The organism is Actinopolyspora xinjiangensis (genome assembly GCF_900104475.1).
Lineage (GTDB): Bacteria > Actinomycetota > Actinomycetes > Mycobacteriales > Pseudonocardiaceae > Actinopolyspora > Actinopolyspora xinjiangensis.
On sequence record NZ_FNJR01000003.1, the window covers coordinates 394,752 to 408,949 of the forward strand.

Consider the following 14,198-nt stretch of genomic DNA (forward strand, 5'->3'; position numbering starts at 1 on the left):
TAGAAACTCTCTCTGCCTCAATCGAACGTGGTTCCCGCCGCGGCGACGGGACACAGCGACTACGACTCCCCCGTCGCGCGGTGCTTCTCCCCCGCCCCGGCGGGGACCCGGGAGGGATCCCGGAAGACCTCCTCGGTGATGACGCTCGTCCCGCCCCGCACCGCCGCGGTGAAACCGTGGACCGAGGCGGTGATGGGACACACCGCCGTTTCCCCCGCGACCGTTCGAGCTCGCAGCTCCCGCATCGCGGTCGGAACCACGTAGGGCGAGACCGTGGCGAAGTAACCACCGAGCACCACGCCCCCCGGGTTCAGCATGTTGACCGCGATCGAGATCCCGACACCGAGCCAACGCCCGATCTCGTCGAGCCCGGTCAGCGCCTGTGGGTTGCCGGCTTCCGCACGGCGGAGCAGTATGCGCGCCTGCTCCTCGGGCTCGCGGAAGGTCCCGACCAGATCCGGCGCGGCGGTCCGGGCCGCCGCCGCGAGTCCGATCTTGGTTTCCAGGCAACCGTTCTGCCCGCAGCGGCACTTTCGCCCGTAGGGATCCACCGGAACGTGCCCGATCTCCCCGCTGTAGCCGTCCGACCCCCGCAACAGTCCACCCTCGGAGATCAACCCGGCGCCGATGCCGAGTTCTCCCGTCAGGTACACGAGTTCCGAGACCGTGTTCGACTCGTCGCCGAACTCGGCCAACGCGGCCAGGTTGGCCTCGTTGTCGACCGTGATCGTGGTCTCCTCACCGAGGGCGAGTCGACGGCGCAGCCACTCGGTGATCGGCACGTCCTGCCAGTACAGGTTCGGCGCGTAGCGCACGGTGCCGCTCGGCACGTCCACCAGACCGGGAACCGCCACCCCGATGCCGACCAGATGCGCTCCCGACTCCGCAAGCTCGGCGATGGCCTCGCCGGCGAGCCGTGCCAGCTCCCCCACCGTGCGGGAGGCGCCCACCCGGACGGCGTCGAAGGCGATCCGGCGATCGAGCAGCACCCGGTCCGCTAGGTCGACCGCTCGCACGGCGAGGTAGTTCGCGTTGACCTCCAGCCCCAGCGCCGCCGAGGACCCGCCGTCGAGTTCGAGTATCCGCCCCGGTCGGCCGACGTTGCCCGCCTGCCGCCTGCCGGTCTCACGGACCAGGCCCCGTTCGATCAGCTCGTTGACGAGGTTGGACACCGTGGCCTTGGTGAGCCCGGTCCGCGTGGCCAGCGCCGCGCGGGAATGCGTTCCGGAGAACCTGACCTCACCGAGCACCCGGGCCAGATTGCTCCGCCGCACGGCGGACTGAGCGATGGCTCCCCGCCGGCTGTCCCGGTTGGCTTCGTCGCCGTGGCCGCGCACTGGGTTCCCCCTTCTCGAATAAGGATAGTGGATAAACTAACCCAGTGTGATCCAGAACGCCATACTGCACACGAAGGAACAAAACCTCCGACACGAACACGAGCCAACACTGGCGAAGACCACTTGACCAGCAACTTTTCGCCCGCACCCTTGACAGAGCAAACACCTTCTGAGACTCTGATCACACTATAGTTCGTTCGGCTGCCAAACCAATTGATCAGCTCATCCGGAGGAGTCGATGCGAACACCCCATTCGCTCCCGCACGAACGCCACCACCACCGAGAACGAACTCGGGCCCACACCGGCCGCGCGGAACGGGCCACGTGACGCCTCTAGCCGGTGCCACGACGAGCACACGGCCCGAACCGAGCCGCCGTCACCACGACTCCGCGCGCTGTTCCACTCCGAACGGACGGACAGGCCGCGCGTCCACCCCGGAGAAACCGAACGCGACTACACCGACTCCACGAAGAGGATTTGGGATCCGCGAGGAGGAGCTGGGAACGGAGCGGAACTCACCGCCGCGAACGGATGAATCCCGAAGAACACCGTCGATTCCACGCTAGGGAACACCGCGATCGGACGGACGAGAGCCAGCGATATCTCGCTTTCCGAAACCGCGACCGACAACACTTCAACGCGCCGAAAAACGGAACAGATCATTCTCACCGCGACGGCGTTGTCGCTGCCGCGATTTTTTCATGTCACGATACGGGGAATCGTCATCTCTCGACGACCGCTCCCCCCAAGAACGCTGAAATCTACCCGGAAAATGAATTTCCGGACGTCCGTCACCGTTCGACCTCGGGGCGGGCGCGACTTCCCACCGCGACACGGCACCGCGCGGCCCGGACTCGCCGACGCGAGCGGGCCGCACGGTGCCGGTGGTGAATCCGGACGCGCCTCGCTCAACCGGTGCGAGCGGGAAGCGTGAACCGCCACCCCTCGCCACGCAGCCGCGGGATCACGCGGGAGACCGCGTCCACCGTCTGGGCACGCTCACCACCACCGTCGTGCAGCAGCACGACACTGCCCCGCGAGATGCCGTTCATCAGCCGCTGGACGAGCACGTCCGTACCGGGACGGTTCCAGTCCCGCACCGACAGCCGCCAGCCCAGCGGCTGCATCCCCATGTCGGCGGCCACCTCCGGTGTCCGCCCCCACGCACCGTAGGGGGCACGGAAGTACCGGATCTCGGCCCCGGGTACCACGTCGTGGATCACCTCGTTGGTGGCACGCAGGTTCGCCCTGATCTCCTGCGGGGACCAGGTGCTCATGTTCTCGTGCCGCATCGTGTGGTTGCACAGGACGTGCCCCTCGGCGACGATCCGACGCACCAGATCGGGGTGCTGTCGCACGTGTTGACCCCACAGGCAGAAGACGGCCCTGACGTCGCGGGTTCCGAGCACGTCGAGCAGCCGCGAAGTCTCCCCCGCGTTGGGGCCGTCGTCGAAGGTCAGGGCCACGGTACGGCCCGGTTGTCCGGTGGAGTCCACCACGGTGGAGTTCGCCGTTCGGCCGGGCCCTGCCCACGCGGTGCTCGTCACACCGAGCGAGAGCCCGAGAACCAGCAGGGCGGCGAGCAGTCGTCCCGGTGTGCGCCGATGTCCTCGAACGGTCATGACAGGTCCCCTTCGGAGTGTGCCGCACGCGGCTCCGGGAAGCAGCCGGTGGAAATTCCAGGAATACGAGGAATATAGGGTCACCCGCAGGTGCTGTCAAACTCGTCGAAGGCATGTCGCCGAACTCCGACACGACCCCGCGATCACGAAGACAAACTAATTCGAAACACAATCCACAGTGTACTTGTTTTTATCTGGACATATTTAGTATTAACCGCCCTACCGCGCTTCCACCAGCACTGATCCTCCAGTTCCGGAATGTCAGGGGAAAGCATTGACAACCGGGGGAGGCCTGTCCAACATTGCTCGTTGTCGACAGATCCCGGTCACTGTTGGTCCGGGATCGTTCACTCGAATCGATCGGCCGACGGACCGTCGATTCGCGTCACCCTGTCCGAACTCCGTTCACCCCTCGACAGGAGGAATCATGAACACCGACGATGCTGCCCCCGCTCCCTTCGACCGCAGGAGCTTCCTCGGCGGCGCGGGCGCACTGGCGCTGGGCGCGTCCGCGCTGCTGCTGCCCGGAACCGCCTACGCCGCCAGGACCATCACGTGGAACGAGACCGGAACCCACAACGGATTCTACTACTCGTTCTGGACCAACGGCGGTGGCTCGGTCTCCATGACCCTGTCCTCCGGGGGCAGTTACAGCACCTCGTGGACCGACTGCGGAAACTTCGTCTGCGGCAAGGGGTGGAGTTACGGCGCTCGGCGGAACGTGTACTACTCCGGCAACTTCTACCCGTCCGGCAACGGCTATCTGACCCTCTACGGGTGGACCTCGAACCCGCTCGTGGAGTACTACATCGTCGAGAACTACGGAACCTACCGTCCCGGTGGAAGCGACCACAGAGGCACGGTCTACAGCGACGGCAGCACGTACGACATCTACCGGACGATGCGGTACAACGCTCCCTCCGTGGAGGGCACCGCGACCTTCCCGCAGTTCTGGAGCGTCCGGCAGTCACCGAGAACGGGCGGAACCATCACCACCGGCAACCACTTCGACGCCTGGGCCCGGGCCGGTATGACGCTGGGCAGCTTCGACCACTACATGATCCTCGCGACGGAGGGCTACCAGAGCAGCGGCAGCTCCAACATAACGGTCAGCGGCTGACGGGTTCACCGGTATCCGCGGCGCCGTCCACGAGGGGCCTCACGCGAACGCACTCCTCGTTCGACGACCGCTCGCCGGTGGGCTCGCCGACGCGTCGGCGAGCCCACCGGTCCCTTCCGGCCCTCACCGGAGAAGGAGCCGGCGCCCCGAGAAGCGGGGAAGACCTCGCGTGTCTCTTTTGGGAGCGCTCCAAATCCTTGAGAAGAAAGGAACACTGAGAATGCCGAGAACGAGAGGAAAGCTCTGCCGCCTCGGCCGCCTGGGCGCGGTGCTGGCGGCGAGCGCCGGGCTGTTCGCCTCGCAGGCGGCCCCGGCACTGGCCACGCCCGAGCCTCCCGAGCGGGAGATCTCCGGCACGGCCGCGCCGTCCCCGGCGCGAACCCCGCTGAAGGATCTCACCGACAACCACGTCGGCAGTGCGGTGAACGCCTCGGCGCTCGCGAACGAGGCCGACTACCGATCGGTGCTCACCAGCGAGTTCAACAGTGTGACCGCCGAGAACGCGATGAAGTGGTCGGTCGTGGAACCGAACCGCGGCCAGTACGACTGGTCCGGTGCCGACTCCGTGGTGAACTACGCCCAGCGGAACGGCCACAGCGTACGCGGCCACACCCTGCTCTGGCACAAGCAACGCCCGGGCTGGCTGGACAACCTTTCGGCCTCCGAACTGCGTTCGGCGGTCAAAGACCACATCACCACGGTGGTGAACCGCTACGAGGGCGAGATCCGGGCCTGGGACGTGGTCAACGAGGTGTTCGACTCCGACGGCACCCGCCGGGACTCGATCTTCCAGCGGAAGCTGGGCGACGGCTGGATCGCCGACGCCTTCCGCTGGGCCCACCAGGCCGATCCCTCGGCCGAACTCTACATCAACGACTACAACACCGGCTGGGTCAACGACAAGAGCAACGCGATCCACGACCTGGTGAGCTCGCTGCGGCAGCGGGGCGTGCCGATCCACGGCGTCGGTTTCCAGACGCACCTGTCCATCGACTACAGCTTCCCCGGCGGTTTCCAGTCGAACCTGCAGCGGTTCGCCGACCTCGGCGTCGACGTCGCGATCACCGAGGCCGACGTGCGGATGACGTTGCCCGCCACCGACAGCGAACTCACCACCCAGGCCGACTACTACGAGCGGATCTGGAACGCCTGCGAGGCGGTCTCGCGCTGCGTGGAGTTCACCACGTGGGGCTACACCGACCGGCACTCCTGGGTCCCCAACACGTTCGACGGCCAGGGCGCGGCCTGCCTGTTCGACGACTCGTTGAACCCGAAGCCCGCCTACAACCGGATCAACCCCTCCATCTGAGCGGCACCGCCGTGGGGCGCCCGCCGTGTCAACGGTGTGGCTCCCCACCGCGTGCACGCGGAAACGACGGAGTCCGGCACCTCGACTCACGCCGCGATGCGCTCCCCGGTGGTCGGCGCGAACACGTGCACGGCCTCCGGCCGAACGCCCAACCGCACCGCGTCCCCGAGGGCGGGCGCCGAGCGCGGCTCGGCACGCACGACGACCCCGCCACGCGCCTCCGGCAGGCCGCAGTGCAGGTACACATCGGCCCCGAGCTCCTCGACCAGGTCGACGGTCGTGGAGATCCCCGGTTCCTCCGCTCCGACGAGGCTCACGTCCTCGGGCCGGAACCCGAGCGTGACCGTCCCCGAACTCACCTCCTGCCGCACGGCGGGCGGGAGCGGAATCGCGCTTCCCCCGACCCGAGCCCCGTCGGCGTCGAGTTCGCAGTCGAGCAGGTTCATCGGGGGAGAACCGATGAACCCCGCCACGAACGCGTTGGCGGGTCGCTCGTAGAGCTCCCGAGGACTCGCGCACTGCTGCAGCACACCCTCGTGCAGCACGGCCACGCGGTCGCCCATGGTCATCGCCTCGACCTGGTCGTGGGTGACGTAAACCGTGCTCACGCCCAACCTGCGCTGCAGTGAAGCGATCTGTGAACGGGTGGAGACCCGCAGCTTGGCATCCAGGTTGGACAACGGCTCGTCCATCAGGAAGGCCCGTGGTTGCCGCACGATCGCGCGCCCCATCGCCACCCGCTGGCGCTGACCACCGGACAGCGCCCTGGGTTTGCGGTCCAGGTACGGCTCCAGGTCCAGCAGCTTGGCCGCCTCGCTCACGCGACGTTCGATCTCGGCCTTGGGCGTCTTGGCCATCCGGAGCGCGAACCCCATGTTGTCAGCGACGCTCATGTGCGGGTACAACGCGTAGTTCTGGAACACCATGGCGATGTCGCGGTCCTTCGGCGAGAGACCGGTGACCTCGCGCTCCCCGATGTGGATCGCGCCCGAGTCCACCTCCTCCAACCCGGCGAGCATCCGCAGGCTGGTGGACTTGCCGCACCCGGACGGCCCCACGAGCACGAGGAACTCGCCGTCTTCGATGTGCAGGTCGAGACCGTCGACCGCCGGGTGATCGGCCCCCGGGTAGATCCGGGTGGTCCCGTCGTAGGTGATTGTCGCCATCATCGACCCCTTTCGCGCGGGTGGCTGGTCACAGCGCCAACCAGACGGCGGTGTCCGGCGGCAGGGCCGAGCCGTCCAGCTCGCCGCTCGCCAGCAGGACCCGCTCGTGGTCGGGTAGTTCGCACGGTTCGGTGGACAGGTTCACCACGCAGCCGAAACCGGGAGTCCGGTTGAACGACAGCACCCCCTCCGGCGAGTCGTTCCAGACGAGATCGCCCTCACCGAGCGCGGGGTGCTCCCGGCGGATTGCCAGGGCGGAACGGTAGAGCTCCAGCATCGAGCCGGGCCGCCCCCGCTGGTGCTCCACGGTGTGCTCGGCCCAGTCGTCCGGTTGCGGCAACCAGGGCTCGACCGTCTCCGAGGGACCGAAGCCGAACGGAGGCCGAGAACCGGACCAGGGCAGCGGCACGCGGCAGCCGTCGCGGCCGCGCTCGGTGTGGCCGGTGCGCTCCCAGATCGGGTCCTGCAGGAACCGCTCCGGGATGTCCTCGACCTCCGGCAGTCCGAGTTCCTCTCCCTGGTACACGTAGGCACCACCGGGAAGGGACAGCATGAGCAGCGCGGCCGCCCGCGCCCGCCGCGTTCCCAGCTCCAAGTCGACCGGTCCCTCGGCGCGGTAGTTCTCCCCCGCCTCCCACTTGTGCTGCGGTCTGCCGTAGCGGCTGAGGTGACGCATCACGTCGTGGTTGGACAACACCCAGGTGGACGGGGCACCGACCCGCCCGAGGGTCGATGTGGTGGACTCGACGGTCTCGCGCAGCTCCCGGGCGTCCCAGCGGCACCGGAGGAACTCGAAGTTGAAGGCGGTGTGCAGCCTCTCGGGACGGACGTAGTTGGCCAACCGGTGCGGGCTGTCGGCTCCCGCCTCGGCCACGAACTTGCGCTCCCCCGGGTACTCCTCGGCGATCGCGCGCCACCGCCGGTAGATCTCGTGCACCTCGTCGCGGTCCCAGTGCGGGTGCTGGCCGTCCGGATAGCCCCGCGTGTTGTCGCTGGAGATCGCGTCCGGCAGTTCGGCGTCCTTGACCAGCCCGTGGGCCACGTCGATCCGGAAACCGTCCACGCCGCGGTCGAACCAGAACCGGAGGATGTCCTCGAACTCCGCGCGAACCTCCGGGTGGTCCCAGTTCAGGTCCGGCTGCTCGGGGGCGAACAGGTGCAGGTACCACTCCCCCGGCGTGCCGTCCGGTTCGGTCACCCGGGTCCACGCGGGGCCGCCGAACCGGGAGACCCAGTTGTTGGGTGGGTGCTCGCCGTGCTCGCCGCGCCCCGGTCGGAAGACGTAGCGGGCGCGCTCGGCGCTTGCCGGACCAGCCGCCAGCGCGGCGCGGAACCACTCGTGCTGGTCGGAGGTGTGGTTGGGCACGATGTCGGGGATGACCCGGATGTCGTGCTCGTGGGCCTCGATGATCAGCTTCTCGGCCTCGGCGAGCGTGCCGAAGCGGGGGTCGATGTCGCGGAAGTCGGCGACGTCGTAACCGGCGTCGGCCTGGGGTGAGACGTACCAGGGCGTGATCCAGATGGCGTCGATGCCCAGCTCCCGCAAGTAGGGCAACCTCGAACGGATCCCCTCGATGTCTCCCATGCCGTCCCCGTCGCCGTCGGCGAAACTGCGGATGTAGATCTGGTAGATCACCGCGTCGCGCCACCAGGGCGTGGCTGGGGAGTCGGACGAGTTCCGCAAAGCGCGCTCCTTCGATGACTTCGGACCTGAGCGGTCACGCCGAGTCGCGCGTGACCGGCTGGTGCTACTTCAAACCGCCGGAGGTGAGACCGGCGATGATCCTTCGCTGGAAAATGAGCACCCCGATGACCAGTGGGATCGTGACGATGACCCCGGCGGCCATCTGGGTGCCGAAGGGCTGGTCGTACTGCGTGGCGCCGGTGAACTTCGAGATCGCCACGGTGACGGTCTGCATCTCCCGTTCGTTGACCATGGAGAGGGCGATGATGAACTCGTTCCAGGCCAGGATGAAGGTCAGGATCGCCGTGGTGAACATGCCGGGCGCGGCCAGCGGCACGATGATCTTGCGAAACGCCTGGCCGGGTGTGCAGCCGTCCACCATGGCGGCCTGCTCCAGTTCCTGCGGCATCTGCCGGAAGAACATGGTCAGGTTCCACACCGCGAGCGGAAGCGCGAACGACAGGCTGGGCAGGATCATCGCCTGGTAGGTGTTGATCCAGCCGATGTCGGTGAACAGCCGAAGCAGCGGGACGATCAGCGAGATCCCCGGGAACATGCTGGTCGCGATGATCAGCGACAGCACCAGGTTCTTCCCCCGGAAGGCCAGCCTGGCCAGCGCGTAGGCCGTCGAGGTGCCGATGACCAGCGTCAGGACGGTGGTCGTCGACGCCACGATCAAACTGTTCAGCAGGGCTCGGCCGAATCCGGTGCCGGGTTCGAACACGGCCCGGAAGTTCTCCACCGACCAGGTGCGTGGCAGCGGGCTCAGGTCGTACTGGTCGGCGGGTCTGCGGAACGCGGTGACCACCATCCAGTAGAAGGGGGCCAGGCAGTACAGCACGATGCCTGCCACGCCCAGCACCGGAAGCCACTTCCTGGCATCGAAGCGGCGGCGCGTGGTTCGACGTGCCGTCTCGGTCGCCGTGGTCATCGGGCACTCCCCTTTCCGCGCCGCGAACGAATTCCGCCTCTCCTGGGAACCTGCGAACGCACCTCACCGATCACGTCCGCGCCGAGCAACTTGACGAACACGAACGCGATCAGTGCGACGTAGGCGAACAGCAGGGTGGCGTAGGCGGCGGCCGGGCCGTAGTGCACGTTCGTCGCTTCGGAGAAGGCCAGCATGGACAACGTCTCCACCGAGTCCTTCTGCTGACCGATCAGAATGAACGGCAGGTCGAACATGCGCAGCGCATCGAGCATCCGGAACAGCACCGCCACCACCAGGGCCGGTTTCACCAGCGGCAGCGTGATGTGCCAGAAGCGCCGCCAGGCCCCGGCACCGTCCACAGTGGCCGCCTCGTGCACCTCGCGGGAGATGACCTGCAACCCCGCCAACACCAGCAGACCCACGAACGGGGCCGTCTTCCAGACCTCGGCGGTGATCACGGCGATCTTCGAGGCGAGGGCCTGCGAGCTCCACAGCACCTGGTGGCCCAGCACCGCGTTCGCCACCCCGTCCGGCGCGAAGATCCACCGCCACAGCAGCGCGGAAACCGCGGTCGGGATCGCCCACGGCACGAGCACGCTCGCGCGCACCAGCCCGCGTCCCCGGAAGGCCTGGTGCATCACCAGGGCCATGGCCATCCCCAGCACGGCCTCCAACGTGACCGTGACCACCGTGAAGAAGGTGGTGTTCCAGAAGGCGTTCCAGAATCGTTCGGCCGCCGGGCCGAACAGGATGTCCGCGTAGGTTCCCAGCCCGACGAATTCCCGCCCCTCGACTACGAACCCCTGTGCGTCGAGCCGCTGCCCGGAGACGAACAGCGACTGGTACAGCGCGGCCAGTATCGGATACATCACCACCACGGCCAGCACCAGCAGCGTCGGCGAGACCAGCGCCGAGGCCAACCTGGCCGTGCCCGCCGCGGAGCCCGACCTTCGTCTCCCCGGCGATCCCGGGGGACCGCTCCCCGGTTTGCCCGCCTCGGCGGCCGAGTTCGTCGAAGCATCGGTCGTCATCGACATGGACTCCCCTCTCCCGTCACCCGGCGGGCGGACCGGAATCCGCCCGCCGGGGTGGGTCGCGAAGGCGTGGATCACCGCTCGATCAGCTTTTCCAGCCTGCGTTGCAGGTCGCTCAACGCCTGTCGCGGCTGCTTGTCCCCCTTGAGCGCGGCGTAGACCTCGTCCTGGATGGCCAGCGTGACGTCGCCGTAGTTGACCACACGCGGGCGCGGCTCGGCACTCTCGATGGACTTCTTCAGGGTGTCCAGGTACGGGTACTTCTCCCGCAGTTCCGGGTCGTCGTAGAGGGCGCTGCGAGTGGGCGCCAGCGACCCCTTGACCAAACGCTGCCGCTGCTGCTTCTTCGAGGTGTAGAACTTGATGAAGTCCAGGGCGGTGGCCTTGTTCTCCGCGAAGGACGAGATCGCGAGATTGTGCCCACCGAGGCTGGACACGCCCTTGCCGGTGATTCCGGGCAACGGTGCGACCCCGAAATCGCCCGCGACCTTCGACGAACCGTCGTCGGCGTTGGCCTGCGACCACATGAACGGCCAGTTGCGGCTGAAGACGAGTTCACCGCCGATGAACGCGCGCTTGTTCGGCTGCTCCTTGTAGGCGATCGCCGCGCGCGGGATCGTGCCGGAACGGAAGCCCTCGACCATGGTTTCGAGTCCGCGCAGCGCCTCCGGCGAGTCCACCGTGGGTTGTCCCCGGTCATCGACGATCCGCCCGCCCGCGCCGTGCACGGCCTCGGCGAAGTTGACCGTCAGCCCCTCGTACTTGGCGTGCTGGCCCGCGTAGCAGGACATCCCCTCGGCGGCCGGGAGTTTCAGCACCTCGGCGCATATCTCGCGCATTTCCTCGCGCGTCGTCGGTGGCTCGGCGCCGACCTCGCCGAGCAGGTCCTTCCGGTAGTACAGCAGGCCACCGTCGGAGTAGGCGGGCACGGAGAAGAGCTTGCCGCGGTACTCGGCCGTTTTCATCGCGGATTCCAGGAACGGCGAGAAGTCGAACTCCTTCCTCGGCAGTTCGACGACCCACCGATTCGCGGCGAACTCGGCGTTCCAGACGTTGTCCAGATCGAGGACCGTGAAAGCACCCGATTCGGTCTGGGCGTTCTGCACCATCTGCTGGCGCTGCTGGTCCCCGTCGGCGGGCAGCTCGATCAGCCGGACCCGCTGCTCGGGGTGGGAGTCGTTCCACGTCTCGACGGCCTGGGTGACGGCTCCGGTCACATCCTTGCCGGTGGCGAAGGTGATGGGACCTCGACCGCTGATCTCGCTCGACGCCGACGAATCACCACCGCCGCCGCCACAGCCCGCGACGGCGAGAGCCACGATCGCCGCCACGGATGCGGCTCTCCAGCGTAATGGCTTCATACCGATCTCCTCGAATCGAATCGATCAAAAACTCACGACGGATTCCGCTCGCACGTTGCGTCCCGAAATCATCGGAACCAACAATCTACGGCCGAACGGCCGAACTCGTTTCGGGAATTCGCCCCACTGCGATCACACCGCGACCGCCCAGCGGTTCGGGCTTTCGCCAGTTCCCGAGGGCGCCGTACGGCGCCCTCGGGAGTCAGAATCACATGGAATCGTGACCGGTGGTCGACGAGCGCACCACCAGTTCCGTGGGCAGCACCACGTCACGGGTCTCGGCGCCGCCCTGTTCGAGCTGTTCCAACAGCAGCCTCGCCGCCGCTGCACCCTCCTCGTGTACCGGCTGCACCACAGTGGACAGCCCGGAGCACTCGGCCATCTCGTGCCCGTCGAATCCCACTATCACCATTTCCCGCGGCACCGAGAGCTTGTGGTCGCGCAACGCGTGCAACGCGCCGAAAGCCATTTCGTCCGACATGGCGAAAACCGCCGTCGGACGCAGCTCGTCGGCGAGTATCCGGTTCATGGCCCGTCTTCCCCCCGAAACGGAGAAGTCACCGGTGCACAACCAGCTCTCCCGGACCGGCACGCCGTACTCGGCCATCGCGTCCCGGAATGCGGTGCAGCGCTCGTGCGGGGCGGGCAGGTTCAACGAGTCGGGCGCGCCACCGTGGATCAACGCGATGTCCCGATGCCCCTGGTTGAGCAGGTGCCGCACGGCGAGCATGCCACCGCCGTAATCGTCGATCCACACCGAGTTGAAGCCGTCCATCCTGCCGCCCACGAATCCCAACGGGACACCGAGTTCACGCAGCCGGTCGGCCTCCCTCTCGCGCAACGAAAGAGTCAGCACCAGCACGGCGTCGACACTGCGGCGCACCGGGAGCTCTCGGAAGAACCGCTCGCGACCTTCCCGGTCCCCCACCACGTAGAGCATCAGGTCGTAGCCCGCCGAGCGCAGCACCTCCTCGGCACCGGCCAGCACCTGCCCGAAGAACCAGCGCGAGACGTAGGGCACCAGCACCCCGATACGCCGCGTCCGTCCGGTGGCCAGGCCGGAGGCCGATCTGGAGATGGAGTAGTCCAGCTCCTCGGCAACGGTGCGCACCCGTTGCCGGGTTCGTTCGGACACCCCGGATTGTTCCCGCAACGCCCGGGAGACTGTCGCCGTGGACACACCGGCCGCTCGTGCGACCTCCTCGATCGTGGCCATTGTGCTCCCTGTCACGTTGCTGTCCTCGGTTGATCCGGAAGACTAAATGTGACCCACAACGCAACACAAGCGTTTACGTAGATCGAGTGAAGATTTTTTCCGATAAAGCTTGTGAGCTGCGGATATGACAACGCAAGCGTTTGCAATCAAGGCACGCGCGGGAGTCGCGAACCATGCGAACGGGCAACGATGCGGCACCGCCGACGGTTATTCACCACCGGCACGGCCGAACGGGTGACGCTCAGAGCCGGTGGTCGTCGACCAGGTCACGTGCCACGGTCAACACGGACTCGTCCAAGTTCGCCGGCGCGAGACCGAAACGGCGCTCGTAACGACCGATAAGCCCGCTCTCGAAGGCGTCGAGGTCGAGCGCGGGAGCCTCAGCACGTATCGAACCGACCGAATCACCGTCGAAGTCGAGTCCCAGCGCTCGGTAGACCTCGGCGAGCAGTGGACGCAACACCTCGGCGCCGTCGAAGACGGCCACGGCACTGAACAGCCAGGCACGCCGCAGAATCCGCTGCGCGGTGCCGACGAGCTTGACCCTCCCCCTGGCGTTCACGCTGTGGGCTCCCGGGCAATACTCGCCCGGAACGGCACCGACCCGCGCGTCGACTCCGTACTCGGCCAACAACCCGGCCCACATCTCCGCGTAGCCGGTGAACCTGGCGTCCATCCCGGCCAGCGAGTCCTCCTCGGCCGCGATGTGATCGACCACCAGTGAGTCCTCGGTGTAGGCGACCGCACGTCCTCCCGGAGCACGCACGACCGGCGTGAACCCGGCCTCCCGAACCAGGCCGACCGCCTCGCGGAAGCCGGGCCGCGACGTGTCGCGGCGGCCGAAGGCGACGGTGGGAGCCGTGGGACGGTACACCCGCAGTACCGAACCGCCCGCCCCGTCACCGGCTCGGCGCACGAAGGCGTGTGCCAGCGCGACCTCGAACGCCTGGTCCGCGCCCACCCCGAGCGCTTCCCGATACAGCTCCACACATCAAGCCTACGCAACGCCCCCCGCAGGACGGCCGTGACAGGTCACGGGGACCCAGCCGGTGGTACGGACTCACGGCCGCACGAGCGGCCCCGAGCTTCGCGAACGGGGAGTGAGTTCGGCGCGACACCGATCTCGCCAGAGGACCGCCCCGGAGCCGCCACCCGCGAGCCGCCCTCACGGCACCTCAGCGCGCCGCCGATCCACGACGCCCCACCCACCCGAGAAGCGCCTCGGACCCGCCGATCCACGACGGACGAATCCACGTAACAAGCACGCCGCTCCGACGCAATAGACATAACCAAAATCTGACAATTCCGGACGCATCTTCAGAATATTTGCCGTTATATTTTCGTTATAATATTCGAGTTGAATTCGTCCGGTTTTCGGGGTTAGATTCTTCGTGCAGCTGACGACCGTTCGAGAACG

General features: G+C 67.2%; 11 protein-coding genes. 2 read left to right on the top strand and 9 right to left on the bottom strand.

The features are described 5' to 3' along the window. Positions 1-59 precede the first annotated feature (59 nt). Both BLQ75_RS06750 and BLQ75_RS06755 read right to left on the bottom strand, forming a co-directional pair. On the bottom strand, positions 60-1,337 hold the full coding sequence (locus BLQ75_RS06750) for an ROK family transcriptional regulator (protein ID WP_092599399.1): 1,278 nt from the start codon (positions 1,335-1,337) through the stop codon (positions 60-62). Between the two features lie 909 nt (positions 1,338-2,246). Continuing rightward, a complete protein-coding gene (locus BLQ75_RS06755; protein ID WP_092599402.1) occupies positions 2,247-2,960 on the bottom strand; it encodes a polysaccharide deacetylase family protein in 714 nt (237 codons plus the stop codon). A 427-nt stretch (positions 2,961-3,387) separates the two neighbouring features. Between BLQ75_RS06755 and BLQ75_RS06760 the strand changes: the two genes are divergently transcribed. Continuing rightward, positions 3,388-4,080 (top strand): glycoside hydrolase family 11 protein, encoded by a 693-nt coding sequence (locus tag BLQ75_RS06760; protein WP_092599406.1) that lies wholly within the window; start codon positions 3,388-3,390, stop codon positions 4,078-4,080. 220 nt (positions 4,081-4,300) lie between these two features. Then, a complete protein-coding gene (locus BLQ75_RS06765) occupies positions 4,301-5,389 on the top strand; it encodes an endo-1,4-beta-xylanase (RefSeq protein ID WP_092599409.1) in 1,089 nt (362 codons plus the stop codon). An 86-nt stretch (positions 5,390-5,475) separates the two neighbouring features. Here BLQ75_RS06765 and BLQ75_RS06770 read toward each other — a convergent pair whose 3' ends face one another. The 7 genes from BLQ75_RS06770 to BLQ75_RS06800 all read right to left on the bottom strand — a co-directional run bounded on the left by BLQ75_RS06770 (position 5,476) and on the right by BLQ75_RS06800 (position 13,769). Beyond that, a complete protein-coding gene (locus tag BLQ75_RS06770) occupies positions 5,476-6,555 on the bottom strand; it encodes an ABC transporter ATP-binding protein (RefSeq protein ID WP_092599716.1) in 1,080 nt (359 codons plus the stop codon). Between the two features lie 28 nt (positions 6,556-6,583). Further along, on the bottom strand, positions 6,584-8,239 hold the full coding sequence (locus BLQ75_RS06775; protein WP_211481200.1) for a glycoside hydrolase family 13 protein: 1,656 nt from the start codon (positions 8,237-8,239) through the stop codon (positions 6,584-6,586). A gap of 64 nt (positions 8,240-8,303) precedes the next feature. Further along, positions 8,304-9,170 (bottom strand): carbohydrate ABC transporter permease, encoded by an 867-nt coding sequence (locus tag BLQ75_RS06780; RefSeq protein ID WP_092599412.1) that lies wholly within the window; start codon positions 9,168-9,170, stop codon positions 8,304-8,306. Beyond that, positions 9,167-10,201, bottom strand: coding sequence for a carbohydrate ABC transporter permease (locus BLQ75_RS06785; protein WP_092599722.1), 1,035 nt, complete (start codon positions 10,199-10,201; stop codon positions 9,167-9,169). Before BLQ75_RS06785 ends, BLQ75_RS06780 begins: the two co-directional genes overlap by 4 nt. 77 nt (positions 10,202-10,278) lie before the next feature. Continuing rightward, positions 10,279-11,565 carry an ABC transporter substrate-binding protein gene (locus BLQ75_RS06790; protein ID WP_092599415.1) on the bottom strand — a complete coding sequence of 429 codons (1,287 nt, stop codon included), beginning with the start codon at positions 11,563-11,565 and terminating at the stop codon, positions 10,279-10,281. A gap of 208 nt (positions 11,566-11,773) precedes the next feature. After that, the gene (locus BLQ75_RS06795) at positions 11,774-12,781 is read right to left on the bottom strand and encodes a LacI family DNA-binding transcriptional regulator (protein WP_092599418.1); all 1,008 of its coding nucleotides are present in this window, start codon (positions 12,779-12,781) and stop codon (positions 11,774-11,776) included. Between the two features lie 241 nt (positions 12,782-13,022). Continuing rightward, on the bottom strand, positions 13,023-13,769 hold the full coding sequence (locus BLQ75_RS06800; protein ID WP_092599422.1) for a lipoate--protein ligase family protein: 747 nt from the start codon (positions 13,767-13,769) through the stop codon (positions 13,023-13,025). Positions 13,770-14,198 lie beyond the last annotated feature (429 nt).

Bases quoted from the DNA above. Each gene is read 5' to 3' on its own strand.
- BLQ75_RS06770 (WP_092599716.1), bottom strand. From the start codon at position 6,555: ATGGCGACAATCACCTACGACGGGACCACCCGGATCTACCCGGGGGCC.
- BLQ75_RS06795 (WP_092599418.1), bottom strand. From the start codon at position 12,781: ATGGCCACGATCGAGGAGGTCGCACGAGCGGCCGGTGTGTCCACGGCG.
- BLQ75_RS06760 (WP_092599406.1), top strand. From the start codon at position 3,388: ATGAACACCGACGATGCTGCCCCCGCTCCCTTCGACCGCAGGAGCTTC.
- BLQ75_RS06780 (WP_092599412.1), bottom strand. From the start codon at position 9,170: ATGACCACGGCGACCGAGACGGCACGTCGAACCACGCGCCGCCGCTTC.
- BLQ75_RS06790 (WP_092599415.1), bottom strand. From the start codon at position 11,565: ATGAAGCCATTACGCTGGAGAGCCGCATCCGTGGCGGCGATCGTGGCT.
- BLQ75_RS06785 (WP_092599722.1), bottom strand. From the start codon at position 10,201: ATGACGACCGATGCTTCGACGAACTCGGCCGCCGAGGCGGGCAAACCG.
- BLQ75_RS06765 (WP_092599409.1), top strand. From the start codon at position 4,301: ATGCCGAGAACGAGAGGAAAGCTCTGCCGCCTCGGCCGCCTGGGCGCG.
- BLQ75_RS06755 (WP_092599402.1), bottom strand. From the start codon at position 2,960: ATGACCGTTCGAGGACATCGGCGCACACCGGGACGACTGCTCGCCGCC.